This is a genomic window from Pseudomonas cavernicola (genome assembly GCF_003596405.1).
In the GTDB taxonomy this organism is placed as follows: domain Bacteria; phylum Pseudomonadota; class Gammaproteobacteria; order Pseudomonadales; family Pseudomonadaceae; genus Aquipseudomonas; species Aquipseudomonas cavernicola.
The window spans coordinates 402799-427510 of sequence record NZ_QYUR01000008.1 but is presented as its reverse complement, the minus strand read 5'-3'; the positions used below and the strand labels follow the sequence as shown (position 1 = coordinate 427510).

Here is a 24712-nt window from a genome sequence, read left to right as displayed (position 1 = left end):
CTCAGTCCTCCCACAACTGTACGGTTTTCAGGATGTCGCGCTGGTTGGCCTTCTTCGCCCCGAACATATTGGTGTCGGAGCTGCCGCCGCAGCCGCTGCCGAAGCTGAAGCCGCAACCGGAACGCTCGGCGAAGGCGTCGCTCATGGCCTCTTCGCGGTGCGCGCTGGGGATCACGAAGCGATCCTCGTAGTTGGCGATGGCCAGGTAGCGGTACATGTCCTCGACCTGGGCCACCGACAGCCCGACGTCCTGCAGCACCTGGAGGTCCTGCACGCCATCGACCTGCTCGGCGCGCTTGTAGGCGCGCATCGCCAGCAGGCGTTTAAGCGCCAGCTTGACCGGCTTCTCGTCGCCAGCGGTGAGCAGGTTGGCCAGGTAGCGCAGCGGAATGCGCAGGCTGTCGACATCCGGGATCACCCCGTTCATGCCCACGGTACCGGCGGTTGCGGCATTCTGGATCGGCGACAGCGGCGGCACGTACCAGACCATCGGCAGCGTGCGGTATTCCGGGTGCAACGGCAGCGCCAGCTTCCAGTCCACGGTCAGCTTGTACACCGGCGACTTCTGCGCAGACTCGATCACCGACATCGGCACGCCGTCCTTGAGCGCCTGCTTGATGACTTCGGGATCGTTGGGATCGAGGAAGATGTCCAGTTGCTTCTGGTACAGGTCCTGCTCGTTCGGCGTACTGGCCACCTCGGCGATGCGGTCGGCGTCATACAGCAACACGCCGAGGTAACGGATACGCCCCACGCAGGTTTCCGAGCAGACGGTGGGCAGGCCGGCCTCGATACGCGGGTAACAGAAGATGCACTTCTCGGATTTGCCACTCTTCCAGTTGAAGTAGATCTTCTTGTACGGGCAGCCGCTGATGCACATGCGCCAGCCCCGGCATTTTTCCTGGTCGATAAGGACGATGCCGTCCTCTTCGCGCTTGTAGATCGCCCCGCTCGGGCAGGCGGCCGCGCACGCCGGGTTCAGGCAGTGCTCGCACAGGCGCGGCAGGTACATCATGAAGGTGTTTTCGAACTCGCCATAAATGTCGGCTTGCACCTGGTCGAAGTTCTTGTCCTTGCGCCGCTTGGCAAACTCGGTGCCGAGGATTTCCTCCCAGTTCGGGCCCCACTCGATCTTCTGCATGCGCTTGCCGGTGATCGCCGAGCGCGGCCGCGCGGTCGGCTGGTGCTCACCCAGCGGCGCGGTGTGCAGGTGTTGGTAGTCGAAGTCGAACGGCTCGTAGTAGTCGTCGATGCTCGGCAGGTCAGGGTTGGCGAAGATGTTCGCCAGCACCCGGAACTTACCGCCAATGCGCGGGTTGATCGAACCATCTTTGTTGCGCACCCAGCCGCCTTTCCACTTGTCCTGGTTTTCCCACTCCTTCGGGTAGCCGATGCCGGGCTTGGTTTCGACGTTGTTGAACCAGGCGTATTCCATGCCTTCGCGGCTGGTCCAGACGTTTTTGCAGGTGATCGAACAGGTGTGGCAACCGATGCACTTGTCCAGGTTCAACACCATGCCCACTTGTGAACGAATTTTCATTGTGTCGACTCCTCAACCTGAACCCCAACCTGAACCGTGTGAGATGGCAGGGTGCAGGCACCCTGCGTTATCGCCATTGGTGAACGAATCTTCATGGCAGCAATCCTCAAAGGTCTTGTGGCAGGGGTTGTGGCAGGGCGTCGCCGCCCAGGCCGCCGACATCGGTGCCATCGAGCCAATCCACCTTGTCCATCTTGCGCACCACGACGAACTCGTCGCGGTTGCAACCCACGGTGCCGTAGTAGTTGAAGCCGTAAGCCAGCTGCGCGTAGCCGCCGATCATGTGGGTAGGCTTGAGCACCACGCGGGTCACCGAGTTGTGGTGGCCGCCGCGGGTCTTGGTGGTCTCGCTACCCGGCGTGTTCACGATGCGTTCCTGGGCGTGGTACATCATCACCATGCCCTCCTTGACGCGCTGACTGACCACCGCACGGGCGACCAGCGCACCGTTGGCGTTGAAGCACTCGATCCAGTCGTTGTCCTCGATGCCGGCCTTCTTCGCGTCGACCTCGGACATCCACACGATCGGCCCGCCACGGCTCAGGGTGAGCATGATCAGGTTGTCGGTGTAGGTGCTGTGGATGCCCCATTTCTGGTGCGGGGTGATCCAGTTGAGGACGATCTCCGGGTTGCCGTTGGGGCGCTTGCCCTTCACGTAATCGATGGTGCGGGTGTTGATCGGCGGCCGGTAGCTCATCAACTGCTCGCCGAAGGCCTGCATCCACGGGTGATCCTGGTAGAACTGCTGGCGCCCGGTGAGGGTGCGCCACGGGATGTACTCGTGAACGTTGGTGTAGCCGGCGTTGTAGCTGACGTGCTCGTCTTCCAGGCCCGACCAGGTCGGGCTGGAGATGATCTTGCGCGGCTGCGCCTGGATGTCGCGAAAGCGGATCGCCTCGTGTTCCTTGGGCAGCGCCAGGTGGCTGTGATCCAGGCCGGTGAATTCCGACAGCGCGGCCCAGGCCTTGACCGCCACATGGCCGTTGGTTTCCGGGGCCAGGGACAGAATCACCTCGGCCGCGTCGATGGCGCTGTCGATCTTCGGTCGGCCCTGGCTGACGCCTTCCTCGCGCACCTTGTAGTTCAGCTCGCCAAGGAAATCGACCTCATGCTGGGTGTCCCAGTTGATGCCCTTGCCGCCGTTGCCGTTCTTGTCCAGCAGTGGGCCGAGGGAGCTGAACTTCTTGTATATATTCGGGTAGTCGCGCTCGACCACCCGCATGTTCGGGCAGTTATTGCCCGGGATCGGTACCTCGCCGGCGGTTTTCCAATCACTGCCGCCGAACGGCTGGGCCAGCTCGCCGGGGGTGTCGTGCAGCAGCGGGGTGGTGACCAGATCCTGTTCGACGCCTAGGTGTCCCTTGGCCATTTCCGAGAACCGCTTGGCGATGCCCTTGTAGATTTCCCAGTCCGAACGCGATTCCCACGCCGGGTCGATGGCCGCCGACAGCGGGTGAATGAACGGGTGCATGTCCGAGGTGTTCATGTCGTCCTTCTCGTACCAGGTGGCGGTCGGCAGGACGATGTCGGAGTAGACGCAGGTGGAGGACATGCGGAAGTCGAGGGTGGTGACCAGGTCAAGCTTGCCGATGGCGGCGTTTTCCTCCCAGTCCACCTCGCTCGGCTTGAAGTCGTGGGACTTGCCAGTGTCCTCGTTCATCACCCCGTTCTTGGTGCCCAGCAGGTACTTAAGCATGTACTCGTGGCCCTTGCCCGAGCTGCCCAACAGGTTGGAACGCCAGATAAACATGTTGCGCGGGAAGTTCTCCGGGCTGTCCGGCTGCTCGCAGGCAAAACGCAGGCTGCCGTCCTGCAGGGACTTGGTCACGTAGTCCACCGGCGACATGCCGGCAGCGGCGGCGTCACGAGTGATCTGCAACGGGTTACGGTTCAGCTGTGGCGCACTTGGCAACCAGCCGCCACGTTCGGCGCGGATGTTGTAGTCCAGCGCGTGTTCCGGGAACTGCGCCTTGTCGGCCAAAGGCGAGAGCACTTCGTGCATGCTCATTTTTTCGTGGCGCCACTGTGAACTGTGGGCGTAGAAGAAGCTGGTGCCGTTCATCTGCCGCGGGGCCGGGCTCCAGTCCAGGCCGAAGGCCAGTGGCAGCCAGCCGCACTGCGGGCGCAGTTTTTCCTGCCCGACATAATGCGCCCAGCCACCACCGGTCTGCCCCACGCAGCCACACAACATCAGCATGTTGATCAGGCCACGGTAGTTCATGTCCATGTGGTACCAGTGGTTCATCGCCGCACCGACGATGATCATCGAGCGACCCTTGGTCTTGTCGGCGTTGTCGGCGAACTCGCGGGCGATCTGGATGGCTTTCTCGCGCGAAACCCCGGTGATCTGCTCCTGCCAGGCCGGGGTGCCCGGTACGTTGGCGTCGTTGTAGTCCTTGGCGACGTTGCTGCCACCCAGGCCGCGGTCGATGGCCAGGTTCGCCGCCGACAGGTCGAACACCGTGGCGACCTTGGCCTGCGTGCCGTCGGCCAGCTCGATGGTGCGCACCGGTACGCGGCGCAGTTGCACGGCTTCGCCGGCCACATGCTGGAAGTGCTCGTGGGTCTGACCGCCGAAGTACGGGAACGCCACTTCGGCGACTTCGCCGCCGATCAGGCTCAGCTGCAGGTTGACTTCACGGCCTTCGCTGCCCTCGCGTGCCTCGATGTTCCACTTGCCCTTCTCGCCCCAGCGATAGCCGATCGACCCCAGGGGCGACACCAGCTGATTGCTGTCGCTGTCCAGGGCGATGCTTTTCCATTCCGGGTTGTTGTCCTGGCCGAGGTTGTCCTGCAGATCCCAGGCGCGCAGGAAGCGATCCGGTTGATAGCCGTTCAGCTCGGGAGTAGCGCCCTGGTGTTCCTTGAGCAGCACCAGCATCGGGAAGTCGGTGTAGCGACGCACGTAATCGGTGAAGTAGGCGCTCGGCTGGTCGAGGTGGAACTCCTTGAAAATCACATGATTGAACGCCTGCGCCAGGGCCGCATCGGTGCCCTGCTTGGGGTTCAGCCAGAGGTCGGTGAGCTTGGCCACCTCGGAATAGTCCGGGGTGATGGAGACGGTCTTGGTGCCCTTGTAACGCACCTCGGTGAAGAAGTGCGCATCCGGGGTACGGGTCTGCGGAACGTTGGAACCCCAGGCGATGATGTAGTTGGAGTTGTACCAGTCGGCCGATTCCGGCACGTCGGTCTGCTCGCCCCACACCTGGGGCGAGGACGGCGGCAAATCGCAGTACCAGTCATAGAAGCTCAAGCAGGCACCGCCGATCAGCGACAGGTAACGCGCACCGGCGGCGTAGCTGACCATGGACATGGCCGGGATCGGCGAGAAGCCGACCACCCGATCCGGGCCGAATTGCTTGACGGTGTAGACGTTGGCCGCGGCGATCATTTCATTGGCTTCGTCCCAGCTGGAACGAACGAAGCCACCCATGCCGCGCTTGCTCTTGTACGACTCGGCCTTGACCGGGTCGGAAACGATACTGGCCCAGGCGTCCACCGGCGACAGGGTCAGACGCGCTTCACGCCACAGCTTGAGCAGCGGCTTGCGGATTTTCGGGTACTTCAGGCGGTTGGCGCTGTAGATGTACCAGCTGTAGCTGGCACCGCGCGGGCAGCCACGCGGCTCGTGGTTGGGCAGGTCGTTGCGGGTGCGCGGGTAGTCGGTCTGCTGGGTTTCCCAGGTGATCAGGCCGTTCTTCACGTAGATCTTCCAGGAGCACGACCCGGTGCAGTTCACCCCGTGGGTGGAACGCACGATCTTGTCGTACTGCCAGCGCGAGCGGTAGACGCTCTCCCAGTCGCGCGACTCCTTGCGGGTCTCGCCATGACCGTCGGCGAACTCACCTTGCTTGCGATTGAAGAAACGCAGCTGGTCGAGTAGGTGGCTCATTTTTTTCTTCCTCTCAGGCTGAGCGCAGGCGGCCCTGCGCTCGTCATTTCTTGGGTTCGGGGGTTCGGCTTAGCAGGGCGTCTCTGCGCCCTTGCGCGAGTACCACCACCAGGTCGCCAGAATGCAGCTGACGTAGTAGCCGACAAATACGTACAGGGCGACTTCCGGGCCGCCGGTCAGGGCGATGGAGCTGCCAAACGACTTGGGTATGAAGAAGGCACCGAAGGCACCGATCGCCGAGCTGAAGCCCAGTACCGCGGCCGACTCCTTGCCGGCGGCCTTGGTCGCCTGTTCCTGAGCGGCCACGCCCTGGCCGGCGCAGAGGCGCTCGTGCAGGGTGCGGAAGATCACCGGGATCATGCGGAAGGTGGAGCCGTTGCCGATGCCGGTGGTGACGAACAGCAGCATGAACATGGCCAGGAAGCCGTAGAAATTGCCGCTGTCACCCTCGCTCGGCAGGAAAGCAACCACCCCGAATACTGCGGCGATCATCAACACGAAGTTCCACAGGGAGACCCGCGCACCACCGAGCTTGTCGGCCACCCAACCACCCAACGGGCGCATCAGGGCCCCGACCAGCGGGCCGAGGAAGGCGAACTGCAGGGCGTTGACCTCGGGAAAGGAATGCTTGATCAGCAGCGGGAAGGCCGCGGCGAAGCCGATGAAGGAACCGAAGGTGGCCAGGTACAGCCAGCACATCAGCCAATTGTGCTTGCGCGTGAAGATCACCGCCTGCTCGGCGAAGGAGGCCTTGGCGCTGGCCAGGTCATTCATGCCGAACCAGGCTGCCAGGGTCACCGCGACAATCAGTGGCACCCAGACGAAACCGGAATTCTGCAGCCACAGCTGGCTGCCATCGGCCAGTTCCTGCGGTTTGCCGCCGACCGCGCCGAACAGGCCCAGGCCGATCACCAGCGGCACCAGGAACTGCATGGCCGACACCCCCAGGTTACCCAGACCGGCATTCAGCCCCAGGGCGGTACCTTGCTGGGCTTTCGGGTAGAAGAAGCTGATGTTGGACATGCTCGATGCAAAGTTGCCACCGCCAAAGCCGCACAGCAGGGCAATGATCACGAACACGCTGTAGGGTGTCTGCGGATTCTGCACGGCGAAGCCCATCCACAGCGCCGGGATCAACAAGGTGGCGGTACTCAGTGCGGTCCAGCGCCGGCCACCGAAGATCGGCACCATGAACGAATAGAAGATGCGCAAGGTAGCGCCGGACAGCCCCGGCAGCGCCGCCAGCCAGAACAGCTCATCGGTGCTGAAGGTGAAGCCGATGGCATTCAGGCGCACGATCACCGTACTCCAGACCATCCACACGGCGAAGGCCAGGAACAGCGCGGGGATGGAAATCCACAGATTGTGGGTGGCGATGGCCTTGCCGGCACTGCCCCAGAAATGCGGATCCTCAGGCCGCCAATCCTGAATGACCGCCCCTTGCCGTGGCGGCCGGCCCATGGCCGGGTTCTTGGTTGCGGACATGCTCTGTCTCCTTAAGCGTCGGAAGCGGAAGTCATGGGGCCGGAAGAGCCCTGGCCCATGACTGGGGTTTTGCGAACTTCACTGAGATACATCCAGATCAGGGAGACCCAGACCACGCCGTACATCAGCATGAAACAGGAGCTGCGCACGCCCGTCAGATCCACCAGCGCGCCGAACATGATCGGCAGCACGAAGCCACCCAGGCCGCCGGCCAGGCCGACGATGCCGGACACCGCCCCCATGCGCTCGGGGAACTCGTTGGAGATGTACTTGAACACCGAGGCCTTGCCGAAGGCGAAGGCGATGCCCATGACGAACATCAGCGCGGTGAACACCCAGACGTTGAGTCCGATGTGGAAGGTGCGCGGGCCGTCGACGGTGTGCACAGTGAAGTCAGTCTGCGGATAGGACAGGACGAACAGGCAGATCCAGCTGACCCACATCACCCACCAGGTCACGCTGTGCGCGCCCCACTTGTCCGACATCCAGCCGCCGATGGCGCGCAGCACGCCGCCCGGCAGAGAGAAGCAGGCGGCCAGCAGCGCCGCGCTCTGCAGGCTGAAGCCATATTCCTGCACGTAGTACTTGGTCATCCACAGGGCCAGGGCCACATAGCCGCCGAAGACGATCGAGTAGTACTGGCAGTAGCGCCATACGCGAGGGTCTTTCAGGGCCTTCAGTTGCTCGGCCAGCGACACGCTGCTCGGCACCCGGTATGATTGGTTGTCGTAGGTGAGGAACCAGAACAGCAGCGCGGTGACGAACATGATCGCCGAGTAGACCTTGGGCACCATCTGCCAGCTGGCCGCGGCGATGAGCGCCGGGGCGAGGAACTTGGTCAGCGCCGAGCCGGCATTGCCCGCACCGAAGATGCCCATGGCCAACCCCTGGTTCGCCTTGTCGAACCATTTGGCGACATAGGCGATGCCCACCGAAAAGGAGCCGCCGGCCAGGCCGACGAACAGGCCGAGCAGCAGGAACTGCCAGTACCGGGTCGCCTCGCCGATCAGGTAGATCGGCAGCACGCAGACCAGCATCAGAATGAAGAAGACGATACGACCGCCGAAACGGTCGGTGAGCATGCCCAGCGGCAGGCGCACCAGCGAACCGGTGAGCACCGGCGTGGCGGCCAGCAGGCCGAACTGGGTTTCGTTGAGCTGCAGCAGTTCCTTGATCGGCACCCCGAGCACCGCGAACATCATCCACACCATAAAGCAGATGGTGAACGCGGCAGTGCTCATGCCCAGCACCAATCCTTGTTGCACATTACGACTCGTCATGACTGCCTGCCCTTGAACGTTTTGTTCAGAGGCAGGCTAACCGCCGGCGGCAGGCCTTTATTGACGCAGATCAAGGAGAGCCCTGTGCACAAGCTCCTAAGATATACCCGTCTACCCCCAAAGAGGTAGAATCGTTTATTAAGATAAATTACATACTAATCATACACTTACGCATACAGCGACGTGCCGGGCGAAGGACTGTTCACCCGCCGGAACTCTTTGGAGGTAGTCATGCTGGACTGGTTGAAAAGCTCCCTGCCGGCCCGCGCCGGCCTCGCGGTAGTGCTGATCGCCACCCTGGCTTTCTCCAGCGCCTTCAGTGCCGTGCTGATCGCCTGGGTCAGCGAGGACGATGCCGCGGCGATCAATACCGCCGGGTCGCTACGCATGGCCACCTATCGCCTCAACTGGCAACTGGAAGCCAACGCCTCGACCGAACAGATCCAGCGCCTGCGCGACGATATGCAGCGCCGCCTGGACAGCACCGCCCTGCACCACCTGCTCGGCGACCAGCCCGAGTCGCCCCAGCAGCAGGCCTTCCAGAGCATCCTGCGGCAGTGGCAGGGGCAACTGAAGCCGGCCCTTGAGCGCGGCGACAAGGCCACCTTCCAGCAGCAGTCGCAAGCCTTCGTCGGCCAGTTGGAGCACCTCGTCCTGCGCCTGCAGAGGCTCAGCGAAAAGCGCCAGAGCTGGCAGCAGAGCATTCAGGGTGCCGCCCTGCTGCTTACCGTAATCATCCTGCTGATTGGTATGTTCGAGCTGCAGAGCAGCGTGATCAACCCGCTGCAGGAGCTGGTGGGTGCCACCGAGCGCTTTCGCGCCGGTGACCTGAATGCCCGTATCGAATACCGCTCCGCCGACGAACTGGGGCATATGGCCATGAGCTTCAACAGCATGGCCGACGCCATCGAGGAGTCGCACCGAACCCTGGAATCACGGGTCACGGAGAAGACCCAAGACCTGGCGCAGAGCAACGCCGCGCTGGAACTGCTCTACCAGACCAGTCGCAACATCGCCAGCCAACCGACCAACGCCGAACGGCTGGACGAGCTACTCGACAGCTTCCAGCAGCGCCTGCCCGGCCTGCGCCTGAGCCTGTGCCTGAAGGGCGACGCCAACGAACCGGTCGAACACCTGATCGCGCTGCACGGCAATGAGTCGCGGGAAATCTGCGCGCGCAACGACTGCGCCACCTGCGACCGACACCACCTGCCGCACAACCTCACCCTCGCCATCAGCTCCCAGGGCAACACCCTGGGCGAACTGCGCGCCCACTACCTCGACGGCCACGCGCCGCACCCCTGGGAAAGCAAACTGATCCAGGCGGTGGCCAACCTGATCGGCACCGCACTGTCACTGGAGCGCCAGCGCGAGCAGGACAACCGCCTGCTGCTGCTCGACGAGCGCACCACCATCGCCCGCGAACTGCACGATTCGCTGGCCCAGGCGCTGTCCTACATGAAACTGCAGGTCAGCCGCCTGCAGACCCTGATCCGTCGCGGCGAGAGTGGCGAACGGCTGATCCTGGTCAGCGACGAACTGCGCGACGGCCTGAACAATGCCTATCGCCAGCTGCGCGAATTGCTCACCACCTTCCGCCTGCAGATCCAGGAAGGCGGCCTCGACAAAGCGCTGGACGACACCGCCCGTGAGTTCGCCGAGCGCGGCGGCATGTGCGTGTTGCTGGACTGCGAGCCGCTGGCCTTCGTCCTGTCCGCTACCGAACAGATTCACATCCTGCAGATCGTCCGCGAGGCCTTGTCCAACTGCGCCCGCCATGCCCAGGCCAGCCAGAGCTGGGTATACCTGCGGCAGAGCGGCGAAGAGGTCGAACTGCTGATCGACGACGACGGCCGTGGCATAGAACAGGGGTTCGATACGCGCCAGCACCACGGTCTGAACATCATGCAGGAGCGCGCGCGCAGCCTCGGCGGCCAGCTGGCCATCGGCCCCAGACCGCCGCACGGCACGCGCGTGCACCTGCACTTCTGTCCAGATTTCCTCCGTCAACCGCATCACGAGGCCCATTCATGACCCCTCCCAATACCCTGCTGCTGGTCGACGACCATCCGATGATGCGCCGCGGCATCCGCCAGTTGATCGAGCTGGAAGCCGACCTGCTGGTGGTCGGCGAGGCCAATAACGGCGAGGAAGCCTGCGCCCAGGTGAAGCGGCTGGCACCGGATCTGATCCTGCTGGACAACAACATGCCGCAGCTCAATGGCGTGGAGACCCTCAAACGCCTGCGTGAGCAGGGCTATCAGGGCAAGGTGCTGCTGTTTACCGTATCCGATGCCGAAAGCGACGTGCGCGACGCCATGCGTTTCGGGGCCGACGGTTACCTGCTCAAGGACATGGAGCCGGAGCACCTGATCGAACGCCTGCGCGAAGCCCTGCGCGGCGGGCTGGTGGTCAGCCCGGAACTCACCACCGTACTGGCCCAGGCCCTGCGCTCGCCACAGGGTGCCAGCTCGCTTGACCTCACCGAGCGCGAACGCCAGGTGCTGAAGATGATCGCCGGCGGCCTGAGCAACAAGATGGTCGGCAACAAACTGGGCATCACCGAAGGCACGGTGAAGGTGCATGTGAAGAACCTGCTGCACAAACTGGGCTTGCGCTCGCGGGTCGAGGCCGCCGTCTGGGCCATGGAAAACCTGCGCTAAGCATCTGTCCTGCGCCTGCTGCGTGCCGGCAAACAACCCGGCACGGGTAAACCGCGCCACTCACTGGTCATAGAGAAAGCTCGCATCGAGCTGCTCGGCACTGTCGACCGTGACCTGCAAATCCTTGACCAGGCCATCGTGCAGACCGTAGATCCAGCCATGTACGACCAGGGGCTGGCCGCGACGCCAGGCGTTCTGCACGATGGTGGTGTGGCACACGTTGCGCACCTGGCGCTGCACGTTCAGCTCGCAGAGCAGATTGACCTGCTGCTCCGCCTCCAGGCCGGCGAAGCGCTCCAGATTCTGGTGATAGAGCGCCTTCAGCGCGCGCAGCCAGTTGTCGATCAGGCCCAGTTCCTCATGGCCCAGGGCCGCACGCACCCCGCCGCAGCCGTAGTGGCCGCAGACGATCACCTGCCTGACCTGCAGCACATCCACGGCGTACTGCAGCACCGAGAGGAAGTTCATGTCGGTGGCCACCACCATGTTGGCCACGTTGCGGTGCACGAACAACTCGCCCGGCATCAGGCCGACCACCTCGTTGGCCGGCACCCGGCTGTCCGAACAGCCGATCCAGAGAAACTCCGGGCGCTGCTGGCGCGCCAGGCAGACGAAGAACTCGGGGTCCCTGGCGCGCAGGGACTCGGCCCAGTAACGGTTATTGGCCAATAGCTGTTTGACATCCACAGGGGATTCCTCGACGAACACAATTGGCTTGCGAGATAGCATGGAGCCGGCAGCGCCGGCTTGTCGAAAATCAAGGCCATATACCCGTCAACCGCAGCAGGCCACCCGGGGCAGAAGACTACCCGGCACACGGTCATGGCCCTGAAATCCGGCCGGCGATACCGGAATGCCGACAGGGCCTGGAGGCGACAATGCAGCTACTGGGCCAGCCGCAACCTGGTACTGCCTCTTTGGAGGTAGTGCCATGGGGGAATGGGAGAGCCGCCCCTCGCCGCCTAGGATGACAGCCCAGGAGGTGACCCATGCTGACCGACTCAGAAAACCTCAAGGCTTTGCGCCAGCACCACTTGTTCAACCGGCTGCCCGAGGCCCTGTTCACTGAAGTCAGTTGCCTGGCCATCCAGCGCAAACTGGACAGTGGCGATGCACTGTTTCACCAGGGCGATGCCGCCGAGCGCTTCTATCTGCTGCTCAGCGGCCAGATGAAACTGACCCGCGTGCTGTTCGAGGGCCAGGAAAAGCTGGTGGAAGTCATCCAGCCCGGGCAGAGCTTTGCTGAGGCCCTGCTGTTCACCGGTGCCAGCCACTACCCCGTGACCTGCAGCGCGCTGAAAGCCAGCAATCTGATCAGCATCGACGGCACCCATTACCGACGCCTGCTGGAAGAACAGCCGAAGATCTGCCTCGATTTGCTGGCCAGCTTCAGCATGCGCCTGCACCAGCGCCTGGACGAGATCGACACCCTCACCGTCGGCAATGCCAGCCGCCGCGTGGTGCGTTTCCTCTGCCAGGAGCAGCGCGAAGCCGGCAACGGCCAGATCCAGCTCAGCGTATCCAAGCGCCTGATCGCCTCGCAGCTGGGCATCCAGCCGGAAACTTTCTCGCGCATCCTGCATCGCCTGATCGATGCCGGCCTGATCGCCATGGAACGTCGCAGCATTCGCGTACTGGACCGTCCCAGCCTGGCCAACTACTACGAGTGAGCCGGCCCCCGCACAAGTGCCGGCGGCGGCGCGCGCCCAACCGCATGAGGAGAATCCCGATGTCCGATCCCAAGCTTCCCCTGGTGTACTCCTGTTCCGGCTGCTCGAACGTGGCGCAACTGGCCAACACCCTGGCCTTGCGCCTGGACCGCGCTGGCCTGGCGGAAATGTCCTGCATCGCCGGTGTCGGCGGGCGTGTCGCCTCGCTGGTCAACAAGGCCAACAGCGGCAGGCCGATCCTGGCTCTGGATGGCTGCCCGCTGCAATGTGTGCGCGGCTGCCTGGACCAGCACGGGGTCAGCGCCGACGTACACCTGGTTCTCAGCGGCCTGGGACTGAAGAAGCGCTACGGCGAGGACTTCAGCAGCGACACGGTCGAGCAGGTCTATGCCGAGGTGGTGGAGCTGATCGCCAGCGATCGCCTGCAGGCCCGCAAGGCAGCGGGGCTGCAGAGTGCCGATAGCTGAGGGGCAGCCCCTCACAACATCTCACCCACCTTAGGGTCTGTACGGTTAATTGATTGATTGAACTAACCACACAGGCCACTAACCCTTGCCTGGTACGCATTCAGCGATCAATGCGTTGCGCGAACCCACAGCTGCGCAGAGACCGGGACAGGTTCATAGCCACTGCCGACAAGCCAACCACACTATCTGCATTTACAGGCTGCCCAGGCCACATTGATTCGCTGGCTGGCCTGTTCGATGGGCTGCGCCAAGCAGCCCGGCTGCCCGGCTGCCCGGTATCAGCCGGCGCTGCCGGCCGCTGTCGAGCGGCGTTGCGCCAGGTCCTCACGCAGCACTTCACCCACCCGGCACAACGAGCGCCACAGGCGTGGCGGCAAGTGATCCGGGTCCAGGCTGTCGATCAGGTTCTTCATCGCCAGCCCCAGTTCGGTATCGCCCTCGATGACCAGGCGGCGGCGGAAAAACAGTGTGTCCGGATCCTCCTGACGGCTGGCGAGCAGCACAAACTCGCGCCAGTTGCCGCGAATGCACACATCCACCGGCGCTCGCGTCGCCATGCGCAGGCCTTGCCGGTCGCGGGTGATGCACCAGGCCAGGCGCAGGTCACTGACTTCCAGACGCAGCCAGCGGCCTTGCAACAGATCAAAAGCACCGCCCTGCAACGGCTCGGCAAACAGCCGCGCCACGGCAGCTTCCAGCACCCAGCGTTGCAGAATGAACGGCACATGGCGGCTCAGGCTGAGCAGCGGATCGGCACTGCGTAGCGCCAGTTGGCTCAGGGTCAGCACAGCCCCACCTCCTCTGCCGCGAGCATGCCGGGACGGCCATGCCAGTAACCGTTGCAGCCCTGGGCCAGCAGCGGCGGCAAAGCGCCCTGACGTACCGCGTGGTAATCCGCCACCACCTGCGCCATACCCTCGGCACGCGGGCTCAGACGCAAACAGTCAACGCCGCTGCGCTGCACCTCGCTGTAGTCGGCCAACAGGTTGTTGACCCGCGCCGAGAGGGTCTGGATGCCGTTGAGGGTGAACAGCGCCTCGCCCTCCTGGCTGAGCAGGGGAATGCCTTCGGGGTAGTTGATGCAGCAGAACTGGCAATCGTCCTTGGGCCGGTTTTCCGCGCGGGCGGTGAAGCAGCGCGCCGAATAGGCCAGCGGCAGGTGGCCGTAGGCGAACAGCTCGACCTCCGGACGCGGCCGGCCGAGGGCATCGAGCTGGCCCAGGCAATCACGCAGCAGCGCCGCGGAACATTCCACCGGCAGCACCCAGCGGCGCAGCCCGCAATCCTGCAGCTCGGCCAAAGCCTGGGCGTTGTACAGGTTGAGCGAGGGCCCGGCGACGAAGTCCAGGCCCTGCTCGCGCAGCAGCTGCACGGCGCCCATGTCGTTGGCCTCGACCAGCAGCTCGCCATTGCCGCACAGGCGCTTGAGGCTGGACAGCTCGGAGGCCGCCTCGATCAACGCCAGGCCGGACAGCACCAGCTCGGCGCGCGTGCATTCGCGCAGCTCGCGGGCCAGCCCCAGCCAGTCGTCGAGCGACAGGGCGCGGCGTTTGGAACAAACGGTCTCGCCCAGGTAGATGATGTCGAGCGGCTGGCTGGCCATCTCGGCATAGAAATCCAGCAGTTTGCCGCGATTCCAGTAAAACAGGACCGGACCCAGACTCAATTTCATAACGGCCTCACTGCCAGGATCGATGGTAGGCGCCCAGGGTGCTCTGGCTGCCTTCGGAGAGCCCGTCCAGAGCGCTGCGCCACTGCGGCAGCACGTTGAACTGGGCCGGCGCGCGGGCATGCGCATCGAGCGCGGCACGCCAGACGCGGGTGACCTGCTCGACATAGGCCGGGCTGCGCTGGCGGCCTTCGATCTTCACCGCGGCAATGCCGATCTCGGCCAGCTGCGGGATCAGGTCCAGGGTATTCAGGCTGGTCGGCTCCTCGAGGGCATGGAAGCGCTGGCCGCCCACCAGGAAGCGGCCCTTGCACAGGGTCGGGTAGCCGGCCGACTCCCCGGGGCCATAGCGGTCGATCAGCACCCCGCCCAGGCGTGAACTGAGCCCCTCGGCCTCCTCCTGCCAGCGCACCGCCTTGGCCGGCGAGCAGACCCCGCACAGGTTCGGCGACTCGCCGGTGACATAGGACGACAGGTGGCAGCGGCCCTCGGCCATGATGCACAGGCTGCCGAAGGCGAACACCTCCAGCGGCACCGTGCTGCGCTCCGCCACCTGGCGCACCTGGGCCAGCGACAGCACCCGCGGCAACACCGCACGGCGGATGTTGTAGCGCTGCTGGTAGAAGGCCAGCGCCGCCGCATTGGTCGCCGAGCCCTGCACCGACAGGTGCAGGTTGAGGTCGGGATAGCGCCGGCTGGCGTAGGCCAGCACGCCGGGGTCGGCGGCGATCAGCGCATCCACGCCGAGGTCGGCGGCCTGGTCGACCGCCCGCTGCCAGCGGGCCCAGCCCTGCGGCTGGGCGTAAGTATTGACCGCCACATAGAGCTGCTTGCCGCGCTGGCGGATCAGCTGCAGGCCGCTGTCCAGTTGCTTCTCGTCGAGGTTGAGCCCGGCGAAATGGCGGGCGTTGGTGTCATCGCGAAAGCCCACGTAGATGGCGTCCGCGCCTTGCTGCAGCGCAGCCTTGAGGGCGGGCAGACTGCCCGCCGGACACACCAGATGCATGCTGAACCACCTTGCTCGGAATGCGTTGCGCCACTCTAGTGGCGGTTCCCGGCGCACGCCTTGACCATGGTCAAGCCGTGTCAGTCGAGCAGTGCGCTGAACGGCAGGAAGTCGATCAGCTCGCCGGCCACCAGGGTCCGTTCGCAGTCGACGAGGGCCAGGCCGTCGGCCCAGCAGGCGGCCGTGAGCATCGCCGAGCCCTGCTTGGGATGGAGCACCGCACGCAACTGGCCATCGACCGGCTGCAGGCGCGCGCGCAGGTACTGGCGGCGCGCGTTGCGCTGGTTCCAGTCGAAACCGGCGGCAATCTGCAGCGGCTGCGGCATGACCTCGCGGCAGCCCTGGGCACGCAGGAGGTACGGCCGCGCCACCACCAGGGCGGTGATCAGCGCCGCCGCCGGATTGCCCGGCAGGCCGATCCACGGCGTGCCGCAGACGTGGCCGAAAGCCAGCGGCTTGCCCGGCTGGATCGCCAGGCGCCACAGGTGCAGCTCGCCCAACTCGCGCACGGCCTGCTTGAGGTGGTCTTCCTCGCCGACCGAAACGCCGCCGGAGGTGATCAGCACATCCCATTCCGAAGCGGCCAGGCTCAGGGCATCGCGACTGGCGGCCAGCTCGTCGACCAGGATGCCGCAGTCGTCCACCTCGCAGCCCAGGCTGCGCAGCACGCCGCCGATGCTGTAGCGGTTGGCGTTGTAGATCTGCCCGGGCAGCAGCGGCTCGCCGGGTTCGCGCAACTCGTTGCCGCTGCTCAGCAGGCCGACGCGCAGGCGCCGGTGTACGGCCACCTCGGCAATGCCCAGGCTGGCCAGCAGGCCCAGCTCCTGCGGGCGCAGGCGCTGGCCGGCGTCGAGCACGCAGCTGCCGGCACCGAACTCCTCACCGCGCCGACGCACATGGGCGCCGGCCAGCACGGGCACCAGGTGCACCGCAGCGCCCTCCTCGCGCGCCTGCTCCTGCGCCACCACGCTGTCGGCGCCCGGCGGCAGCGGCGCACCGGTGAAGATGCGCACCGCATGCCCGCCCGGCAGGCGCTCCAGGGCCATGTCGCCGGCGGCGATGCGCCCGGCCAGCGGCAGCCAGCCGCCCTCGGCCGGCAGGTCCGCGGCGCACAGGGCGTAGCCGTCCATGGCGCTGTTGTCCCAGGCCGGCATCGGCCACAGCGCATGCACCGGCTCGGCCAGCACGCGGCCGCCGGCCTCGCTCAGCGGCGCCCACTCGGCCAGCGGGGCCGGCGGCACGCGCTGCAGCAGTTCGGCGATCGCCTGGTCGATCGGGCGCAGCTCATGGCCGTGGCCAGCGCAGCCACAGGCGCTCACGAGCGTGCTCCGCACGCCGCCACCGCCTGCTCCGGCAGCTGCTTGAGGTGCGGCACGAAATTGCACGGGCGGGTGCGGCTATCCAGCTGTTCGACCAGGATCTTGCTCCAGGCGGTGCGGCAGGCGCCCGGCGAGCCGGGCATGCAGCACACCAGGGTGCCGTTGCTGATGCCGGCCAGGGCGCGCGACTGCACGGTGGAGGTGCCGATCTCGGCCAGGGACACCTGGCGGAACAGCTCGCCGAAACCGTCGACCTGCTTGTCCAGCAGCGGCGCCACCGCCTGCGGCGTGTTGTCCCGCGCGGTGAAGCCGGTGCCGCCGGTGATCAGCACCGCCTGCACCAGCGGGTCGGCGACCCAGGCGCACAGGCGCGCGCGGATCTGCCAGATGTCGTCGGGGACTATGGCGCGCTCGTACAGCGCATGCCCGGCCGCTTCCAGGCCATCGATCAGGGTCTGCCCGGAGCTGTCGGTGAGCACGCTGCGCGTGTCGCTGACGGTGAGCACTGCGATGCGCAGTGACTGGAATTCGACGCTGGACAAGTGGGCCATGCTGCAAACCTCCGCAAGATATCTGCGCGCAGCCTGCGCTCTCGCCCCGCCTGCGCCCATTCCCCGTTGGAGGTATCACCCTGGGGTACAACGCCGCACCCTTGAGCGGGATCAATGCCCACCGTTCACGTAGGGTGCGCCGTGCGCACCAGCAAGCCCGCCGCCGGCCCCGGTGCGCATGGCGCACCCTACGGGCCGCGGCACTTGACCACGATCAAGGCCGGCGCGGCACAGCGCGACTAGCCTGGCGACAACGGCTTAGAGCCCGATCAAGGTGGCACCATGAGCAAGAAATTCCCCTTGCAGCCCAAGCATCCCGAGCGCATCTGCTGGGGCTGCGATCGCTATTGCCCGGCCGGCTCGCTGGCCTGCGGCAATGGCTCCGAGCGCACCATGCACCCGCTGGAGATGCTCGGCGAGGACTGGTACCTGTTCGGCGACTGGGGCATCGAGCCGCCGCCGGACAAGACCAGCGCCACCGACGAGGCGGACTGAGTCGCCCGGTTAGAAAACTAGCGGGCCCAGCGCTGCGCAGCCTGCTGGTCGCTGTCGCGGGCGGCGACCCACTGGCTGCCCTGGCCGCCGAGCTCCTTCTTCCAGAACGGCGCGCGGGTCTTCAGGTAATCCATGATGAAGGCGCAGGCGTCGAAGGCCGCCTGACGATAGGCGCTGGCCACGCCGACGAAGACGACCGGCGCACTCGGCGCCAGCTGCCCGACCCGATGCACGATGCTCACCGCCAGCAATGGCCAGCGCTGACGGGCCTCCGCCTCGATGGCGGCCAGGGACTTCTCGGTCATGCCCGGGTAGTGCTCGAGAAACAGCTCGTGCACCGCGTGCGCCACATTGAAGTCGCGCACATAGCCGACGAAGCTGACCACCGCGCCGACGCCCGGATTCTGCCCGTGCAGGACGTCGAGCAGACGGCCGGCGTCAAAACCATCGGTTTGCACTACAACCGTCATCTCAGCCTCCGGTCACGGGCGGGAAGAACGCCACTTCGTCGCCGTCGACCAGCGGCTCGGTGGGGCTGCACAGTTCCTGGTTGCGTGCGCACATCAGGTTGCGCGCGGCCAGGTGCGCCCAGTTGCCGCCGCGTTCCACCAGCAGCTGACGCAGCGCACCGATGGTCGCCAGCGCGGGCTGCCAGGCCAGCTGCTCGCGGTCCAGGCCGAGCTGCTCGCGGTAGCCGGCGAAATAATGAATGGTCAGCATGGGACAGTCTCCGCGCGCTCAGGGGGCCAGGCGTTCGCGCCGCCAGCCCGATTCTTTTTTCAGGTAATTGATGCGGTCATGCAGGCGCCCCGGGCGGCCCTGCCAGAACTCCACGCGCAGCGCCAGCAGGCGGTAGCCGCCCCAGTCCTCTGGGCGCTCGGGCGGGTTGTCGGCGTATTGCTGCTGGATCTGCTGCAGGCGCGCCTCGAGTTCGGCGCGGCTGCCGAGTGGCTGGCTCTGCTCGCTGGCCCAGCAGGCCAGGCGGCTGAGCAGCGGCCGGCTCTGGTAGTAACGGTCGGACTCCGCGGCCGTAACCCGCTCGACTACGCCCTCCACCCGCACCTGGCGCTCCAGGCCCGGCCAGTGGAAGGTTGCCGCGGCCTGCGGGTTGGCGGCGAAGTCACAGCCCTTGGCGCTGCGATAGTGGCTGTAGAACACCAGCCCGTCGGCAGCGAGGTCCTTGAGCAGAACCACCCGGCAATGCGGCAGGCCCTGGGCGTCGACGCTGGCGAGGTACATGGCATTGGCCTCGACCGGCGCCTGCTCGCATTCGATCGCCTGTTGCAGCCAGGCATGCAGCAGGGCGAAGGGCTCGTCCGGCACATGGGCTTCAAGCAAGCCGTCGCGCTGGTAGTGACGGCGCATGTTCTGCAGGTGTTCGCTCATGCTCGTATCCTCGGTCGGCGGCGATGGGCCATCTCAGCAGGTTTCATCGGCGCCGCCTTGACCAGGCTCAAGATGCACGGAAATCGCCGGACGCCCCGCCACTCTTTTCCAGCAGGCGCAGCGATTCGATGCACATGCCGCGATCCACCGCCTTGCACATGTCGTAGATGGTCAGCGCGGCGACGCTGGCGGCGGTCAGCGCCTCCATTTCCACCCCGGTCTGCCCGGCCAGCTTGCAGCGCGCCCGGATGCGCACGCCGTCGTCGCCGCAGGCCTCTAGCTCGACCTTGACGCTGGTCAGCAGCAGCGGATGGCACAGCGGAATCAGCTCGGAAGTCTTCTTCGCCGCCTGGATGCCGGCGATGCGCGCCACGGCGAACACATCGCCCTTGGGGTGGCCGCCGGCGACTATCAGCTGCAGGGTGGCGGGCAACATGCGCACCCGCGCTTCGGCCACGGCCTCGCGGGCCGTCGGCAGCTTGTCGGTGACGTCGACCATAGTGGCGCGCCCTTGGGCATCGAGATGGGTCAGCATTGCGGTTTCCTCATGGTTCAGATCAGGTTCAGTCGGCGCGCCAGTTTGCGCAGGTTGCTCGGGTCCATCTGCAGGTCGCGGGCGGTGGCCGCCCACTTGCCTTGGCGACGGGCCAGGGCGGCTTCGATCAGCTCGCGCTGGCAGCGCTCCAGCGCCGTCTGCATCGCCTCGACCACCGGCGCCGCCAGCACGGGCTGGGCCTTCTGCAGCGCCGCCGGGGCGGCGTCCAGGCCCAGCCAGGGTGCCTCGATGCTCAGCAGCGCCGTGCGCGATTGCGCCTGGCTGAGCACCTTGAGCGCCGCCCGGCTGATGACGTGTTCCAGCTCGCGCACATTGCCCGGCCAGTCATAGGCCAGCAGCGCCCGCTCGGCATCGCCGGACAGGCGCAGGCAGCGCAGGCCGAGGCGCGCGCGGTTGAGTTCGAGGAAGTGCCCGGCCAGCACCAGCACATCGCGACCACGCTCGCGCAGCGGCGGGATATGCACCGGGTAGACCGACAAGCGGTGATACAGGTCGGCACGGAAACGCCCTTCGCGCACTTCTTCGCCCAGACGCCGGTTGGTCGCAGTGATCACCCGCACATCGACATGCCGCGGCTGGTCGGCGCCCAGGCGCTGGATCTCGCCGTTCTGCAGGGTGCGCAGCAATTTGGCCTGGATCGACAGCGGCAACTCGCCGATCTCGTCGAGAAACAGGGTGCCGCCATTGGCTGCCTCGAAGCGCCCGGGGCGATCCTGCCCGGCGCCGGAGAAGGCGCCCTTGGTGTGGCCGAACAGCTCGCTCTCGGCCAGGGTCTCGGGCAGCGCCGCGCAGTTGACATAGACCAGCGGCTTGCGCGCCCGCGGCGAATGGGCGTGCAGCCAGCGGGCGAACAGCTCCTTGCCCACCCCGGTTTCGCCCTGCAGCAGCACCGGCAGGTCGGAGTCGGCCACCACGCCGAGCTCGTCGAGCAGCTCGCGCAGTACCGGGCTGCTGCCGAGGATCATCGACTCGCGCTCGTCGCCGTTCTCGACCGACTCGCGCCGCGCCAGGCGCAGGCTGCGCACTTCGCCTTCCAGGCGGCTGACCCGCAGCCCTGCCTCGATCAGCAGGGCGTAGCGCTGCAGGCGCTGGCGGGCGTGGCGGTCGAAGTGGCCGGGGCTGAGCGCGTCGAAGGTCACCGCGCCCCACAGGGTACCGTCCAGGTAGAGGCTCATGCCCATGCAGTCATGCACCGGCAGCGGCTCGTCCGGGCTGTCGTCCAGCAGGCCGTCGTAAGGGTCGGGCAGTTCGCTGTCGGCGGCGAACTGCAGCGGCTCGCGCTGCGCCAGGATCTGCGCCAGGCGCGGGTGGCGGGCCAGGGCAAAACTGCGCCCGAGCACCTCGTGGGCCAGGCCGACGGCGGCCTGCGGGCGCAGGCTGTCGCCATCCAGGCGCAGCAGCACCACGGCACTGCAGGCAAAGGCTTCACGCAGGCTGACCACCAGGCGCTGCAGGCGCACGGCGGGCGGCAACTCGCCGACTAGGTCGGCCAGCAGGACATTCTGCAACGGGGTCAAATCTACCATTTCGGGTACCTGGCACCTTGAAATTCCCGGGTAGATTAGACCTCATCGCGGCGCAAGCCCTTGATTTACGTCAAGTCCAGACACGGCACGGAGTTTGCGATAGAGCACCCGAGACTTAGTCTGACAAGGAGCCATCCATGGCCACTCAACTGCTCGATCAAACCCTCGGCAATCTGGCATGCAACATCCCCGGCGCCACCCGGGTATTCCACGCCTTCCACCTGGACTTCTGCTGCGGCGGGCAGAAATCCCTGCGCCAGGCCGCGCTGGAACGCGGTATCGATGCCCTGGCGGTGCAGGAACGCCTGCTGGCCCTCAACCCGGACGACGCCCTGGAGGCCGACTGGCGCAAGGCCCCGGCCGAGCACCTGATCGAACACCTGCTGCTGCGCTACCATGAAGTCCATCGTCAGCAACTGCCCGAGCTGATCCGCCTGGCGGCGCGGGTCGAGCAGGTCCACGGCGGCCGCGAGGAATGCCCGCGCGGCCTCACCGAGCTGCTGATCACCATGCAGCAGGAGCTGGAAAGCCACATGCAGAAGGAGGAGCAGATCCTCTTCCCGTTGATCAACCGCGGCGGCGGGCCGATGGCCGGCGGCCCCATCTCGGTGATGCGCTACGAGCATGAGCAGCACGGCGATGCGCTCGAACAACTGATCGAACTGACCAATGACATGACGCCGCCACAGGGCGCCTGCAACACCTGGCGCGCGCTGTACCGCGGGCTCGACGAACTGCGCGTCGACCTGATGCAGCACATCCACCTGGAGAACAACCTGCTGTTCCCACGGGCACTCGGCGAGGAGACTCATAATGGGTGAGTACCGCAAACTCTGGTGGACGCTGATCGCCGTGCTGGCCGTGACCTTCTGCCTGCTCGGCTGGTTCGGCCGCGAGGTCTACCGTCAGGCGCCACCGATTCCCACGCTAGTGCAAGGCGCCGACGGAGCTCGGTTGTTCGGCGCCGACGACATCCTCGATGGGCAGACCGCCTGGCAGAGCGTCGGCGGCATGCAGCTGGGCTCGATCTGGGGCCATGGTGCCTACCAGGCACCGGACTGGACCGCCGACTGGCTGCACCGCGAGCTGGTGAACTGGCTCGACCTGGCTGCCCAGGACAGCTTCCAGCGGCCCTACGCCGAAGTGGACGAGGATCATCAGGCCCTGCTGCGCCAGCAGCTCAAGCGCGAGTACCGCGGCAACCAGGTTGCCGACGGGGTGCTGGTGCTCAGCGAGCGCCGCCTGGCCGCCATGCAGCAGACTGCCGCCTACTACAACGCGTTGTTCGGTAGCGACCCGGCCCTGCAGGGCAGCCGCAAGAGTTTCGCCATGAAGGAGGGCACCCTGCCCGATGCGGCGCGGCGCGAGCAGCTGACCCGCTTCTTCTTCTGGACCGCCTGGGTGGCCGCCACCGAACGGCCCGGACAGGAAGCCACCTACACCAACAACTGGCCGCACGAACCGCTGATCGACAATAAACCCACGACGGAAAACCTGATGTGGTCGATCGCCAGCGTGATCCTGCTGATCGCCGGCATCGGTTTCCTGGTCTGGGCCTGGGCCTTCCTGCGCGACCACGAGGAGGACGAGCCGCTCGCCCCCGCCCACGACCCGCTGAGCCTGGTGGCGTTGACGCCGTCGCAGGAGGCTCTGGGCAAGTACCTGTTGCTGGTGGTTGCGCTGTTCGGCTTCCAGGTGATGGTCGGTGGCGTCACCGCGCACTACACCGTCGAGGGCCAGGACTTCTACGGCATCCCGCTGTCGCAGTGGTTCCCCTACTCGCTGCTGCGCACCTGGCATATCCAGAGCGCGCTGTTCTGGATCGCCACCGGCTTCCTCGCCGCAGGGCTGTTCCTCGCGCCGATCATCAACGGCGGCAAGGACCCGAAATTCCAGAAGCTCGGCGTCGATGTGCTGTTCTGGGCGCTGGTTCTGGTGGTGGTCGGCTCCTTCGTCGGCAACTACCTGGCCATCGCCCAGCTGATGCCGGCCGAGTGGAACTTCTGGCTCGGCCACCAGGGCTACGAATACGTCGACCTCGGCCGCCTGTGGCAGATCGGCAAATTCGCCGGCATTGCCTTCTGGCTGCTGTTGATGCTGCGCGGCATCCTGCCAGCGCTGCGCACGCCGGGCGGGGACAAGAACCTGCTGGCATTGTTGAGCGCCTCGGTAATCGCCATCGGCCTGTTCTACGGTGCCGGCTTCTTCTACGGCGAGCGCACCCACCTGTCGGTGATGGAGTACTGGCGCTGGTGGGTGGTGCACCTGTGGGTGGAAGGCTTCTTCGAAGTGTTCGCCACCACCGCGCTGGCCTTCATCTTCTCCAGCATGGGCCTGGTGTCCAAGCGCATGGCCACCACCGCCAGCCTGGCTTCGGCCTCGCTGTTCATGCTCGGCGGCGTGCCCGGCACCTTCCACCACCTGTACTTCGCCGGCACCACCACGCCGGTGATGGCGGTCGGCGCCACCTTCAGCGCCCTGGAAGTAGTCCCGCTGATCGTGCTCGGCTACGAAGCATGGGAGAACTGGCGGCTGAAGAGCCGTGCGGCGTGGATGGCACGGGTCAAGTGGCCATTGATGTGCTTCGTCGCCGTGGCGTTCTGGAACATGCTCGGCGCCGGGGTGTTCGGCTTCATGATCAACCCGCCGATCTCGCTGTACTACGTGCAGGGCCTCAACACCACACCGGTGCATGCCCACGCGGCACTGTTCGGCGTCTACGGCTTCCTCGCCCTGGGCTTCACCCTGCTGGTGCTGCGCTACATCCGGCCGCAACTGCAGTTCAACGAGCGCCTGATGAAGACCGCCTTCTGGTGGCTCAATGGCGGCCTGGTGCTGATGATCGCCACCAGCCTGCTGCCGATCGCCATCATGCAGTTCCACGCCAGCGCCAGCCAGGGACTGTGGTATGCCCGCAGCGAGGCCTTCATGCAGCAGGATCTGCTGCAGACGCTGCGCTGGGCACGCACCTTAGGCGACGTGGTATTCATCATCGGGGCCCTGGCGATGGCCTGGCAGGTGATCTCCGGCGTGCTGTTCGGCACCAGGGAGCCGGCACAGCTGGCCGAGGTGCAGGCGCAACGCAGCCGTTGAGGCGCGCAGGAGCAAATCCGCAAAGCGCGCTAAGCTCTAGTCATGCAGCACGCTCCCCGGCGTGCGTGCATGACCCTCGATCCGCTGCCGCCTGCGTCAGCGACCCCAAGGACA

At 65.8% G+C, this 24712-nt stretch carries 23 protein-coding genes; 8 read left to right on the top strand and 15 right to left on the bottom strand.

What is annotated here, in order from left to right; genetic code table 11:
• Position 1: 1 nt before the first annotated feature.
• From narH to D3879_RS23975, 4 genes are all read right to left on the bottom strand, one after another.
• Positions 2-1540: a nitrate reductase subunit beta gene (gene narH / locus D3879_RS23990; protein WP_119956708.1), complete on the bottom strand. Its 1539-nt coding sequence runs from the start codon at positions 1538-1540 to the stop codon at positions 2-4.
• Between the two features lie 106 nt (positions 1541-1646).
• Complete coding sequence (locus D3879_RS23985; protein WP_119956707.1) at positions 1647-5432, bottom strand: nitrate reductase subunit alpha; 3786 nt, start codon at positions 5430-5432, stop codon at positions 1647-1649.
• Positions 5433-5501: 69 nt separating this feature from the next.
• On the bottom strand, positions 5502-6893 hold the full coding sequence (locus tag D3879_RS23980) for a NarK family nitrate/nitrite MFS transporter (RefSeq protein ID WP_238474336.1): 1392 nt from the start codon (positions 6891-6893) through the stop codon (positions 5502-5504).
• 35 nt (positions 6894-6928) lie between these two features.
• A complete protein-coding gene (locus D3879_RS23975; RefSeq protein ID WP_119956705.1) occupies positions 6929-8197 on the bottom strand; it encodes an MFS transporter in 1269 nt (422 codons plus the stop codon).
• Between the two features lie 231 nt (positions 8198-8428).
• Here D3879_RS23975 and D3879_RS23970 point away from each other — a divergent pair, with 231 nt between their 5' ends.
• A complete protein-coding gene (locus D3879_RS23970; RefSeq protein WP_119956704.1) occupies positions 8429-10231 on the top strand; it encodes an ATP-binding protein in 1803 nt (600 codons plus the stop codon).
• On the top strand, positions 10228-10860 hold the full coding sequence (gene narL, locus D3879_RS23965; protein ID WP_119956703.1) for a two-component system response regulator NarL: 633 nt from the start codon (positions 10228-10230) through the stop codon (positions 10858-10860). Before D3879_RS23970 ends, narL begins: the two co-directional genes overlap by 4 nt.
• Before the next feature lie 60 nt (positions 10861-10920).
• Here the strand turns inward: narL and can are convergent, their stop codons facing one another.
• A complete protein-coding gene (gene can, locus D3879_RS23960; protein WP_238474316.1) occupies positions 10921-11547 on the bottom strand; it encodes a carbonate dehydratase in 627 nt (208 codons plus the stop codon).
• 302 nt (positions 11548-11849) lie between these two features.
• On the opposite strand from can, the gene D3879_RS23955 reads away from it, so the two are divergent.
• Both D3879_RS23955 and D3879_RS23950 read left to right on the top strand, forming a co-directional pair.
• Positions 11850-12530, top strand: a complete 681-nt coding sequence (locus D3879_RS23955; RefSeq protein ID WP_119956701.1) for a Crp/Fnr family transcriptional regulator — start codon at positions 11850-11852, stop codon at positions 12528-12530.
• Positions 12531-12589: 59 nt separating this feature from the next.
• Entirely contained in the window at positions 12590-12997 is a 408-nt protein-coding gene (locus tag D3879_RS23950) for a putative zinc-binding protein (protein ID WP_119956700.1), read from the top strand.
• Between the two features lie 278 nt (positions 12998-13275).
• Here D3879_RS23950 and ubiT read toward each other — a convergent pair whose 3' ends face one another.
• From ubiT to moaB, 5 genes are all read right to left on the bottom strand, one after another.
• Positions 13276-13785, bottom strand: coding sequence for a ubiquinone anaerobic biosynthesis accessory factor UbiT (ubiT, locus tag D3879_RS23945; protein WP_119956699.1), 510 nt, complete (start codon positions 13783-13785; stop codon positions 13276-13278).
• Positions 13779-14669, bottom strand: a complete 891-nt coding sequence (locus D3879_RS23940; protein ID WP_119956698.1) for a U32 family peptidase — start codon at positions 14667-14669, stop codon at positions 13779-13781. The genes ubiT and D3879_RS23940 overlap by 7 nt, the downstream gene beginning before the upstream one ends.
• Positions 14670-14676: 7 nt before the next feature.
• Positions 14677-15672, bottom strand: coding sequence for a ubiquinone anaerobic biosynthesis protein UbiU (gene ubiU, locus D3879_RS23935; RefSeq protein ID WP_119956697.1), 996 nt, complete (start codon positions 15670-15672; stop codon positions 14677-14679).
• Positions 15673-15752: 80 nt separating this feature from the next.
• Positions 15753-16991 (bottom strand): molybdopterin molybdotransferase MoeA, encoded by a 1239-nt coding sequence (locus D3879_RS23930; RefSeq protein WP_119956696.1) that lies wholly within the window; start codon positions 16989-16991, stop codon positions 15753-15755.
• The gene (gene moaB / locus D3879_RS23925; RefSeq protein WP_119956695.1) at positions 16988-17542 is read right to left on the bottom strand and encodes a molybdenum cofactor biosynthesis protein B; all 555 of its coding nucleotides are present in this window, start codon (positions 17540-17542) and stop codon (positions 16988-16990) included. The genes D3879_RS23930 and moaB overlap by 4 nt, the downstream gene beginning before the upstream one ends.
• A 114-nt stretch (positions 17543-17656) precedes the next feature.
• Between moaB and D3879_RS27565 the strand changes: the two genes are divergently transcribed.
• On the top strand, positions 17657-17785 hold the full coding sequence (locus D3879_RS27565; protein ID WP_274381403.1) for a hypothetical protein: 129 nt from the start codon (positions 17657-17659) through the stop codon (positions 17783-17785).
• Between the two features lie 39 nt (positions 17786-17824).
• A complete protein-coding gene (locus D3879_RS23920) occupies positions 17825-18037 on the top strand; it encodes a DUF3079 domain-containing protein (protein ID WP_119956694.1) in 213 nt (70 codons plus the stop codon).
• A 17-nt stretch (positions 18038-18054) separates the two neighbouring features.
• On the opposite strand, the gene moaE is transcribed toward D3879_RS23920, so the two are convergent.
• The 5 genes from moaE to norR form a co-directional block, all read right to left on the bottom strand.
• The gene (gene moaE, locus D3879_RS23915; RefSeq protein WP_119956693.1) at positions 18055-18507 is read right to left on the bottom strand and encodes a molybdopterin synthase catalytic subunit MoaE; all 453 of its coding nucleotides are present in this window, start codon (positions 18505-18507) and stop codon (positions 18055-18057) included.
• Between the two features lies 1 nt (position 18508).
• Positions 18509-18757 (bottom strand): molybdopterin converting factor subunit 1, encoded by a 249-nt coding sequence (gene moaD / locus D3879_RS23910; RefSeq protein ID WP_119956692.1) that lies wholly within the window; start codon positions 18755-18757, stop codon positions 18509-18511.
• A gap of 18 nt (positions 18758-18775) precedes the next feature.
• Entirely contained in the window at positions 18776-19423 is a 648-nt protein-coding gene (gene pdxH, locus D3879_RS23905; RefSeq protein ID WP_119956691.1) for a pyridoxamine 5'-phosphate oxidase, read from the bottom strand.
• A gap of 67 nt (positions 19424-19490) precedes the next feature.
• On the bottom strand, positions 19491-19958 hold the full coding sequence (gene moaC / locus D3879_RS23900; protein ID WP_119956690.1) for a cyclic pyranopterin monophosphate synthase MoaC: 468 nt from the start codon (positions 19956-19958) through the stop codon (positions 19491-19493).
• 17 nt (positions 19959-19975) lie between these two features.
• Entirely contained in the window at positions 19976-21505 is a 1530-nt protein-coding gene (gene norR, locus D3879_RS23895; RefSeq protein WP_119956689.1) for a nitric oxide reductase transcriptional regulator NorR, read from the bottom strand.
• A 137-nt stretch (positions 21506-21642) separates the two neighbouring features.
• On the opposite strand from norR, the gene ytfE reads away from it, so the two are divergent.
• On the top strand, positions 21643-22326 hold the full coding sequence (gene ytfE / locus D3879_RS23890) for an iron-sulfur cluster repair protein YtfE (protein ID WP_119956688.1): 684 nt from the start codon (positions 21643-21645) through the stop codon (positions 22324-22326).
• The gene (locus D3879_RS23885) at positions 22319-24598 is read left to right on the top strand and encodes a nitric-oxide reductase large subunit (RefSeq protein ID WP_119956687.1); all 2280 of its coding nucleotides are present in this window, start codon (positions 22319-22321) and stop codon (positions 24596-24598) included. Before ytfE ends, D3879_RS23885 begins: the two co-directional genes overlap by 8 nt.
• Positions 24599-24712 lie beyond the last annotated feature (114 nt).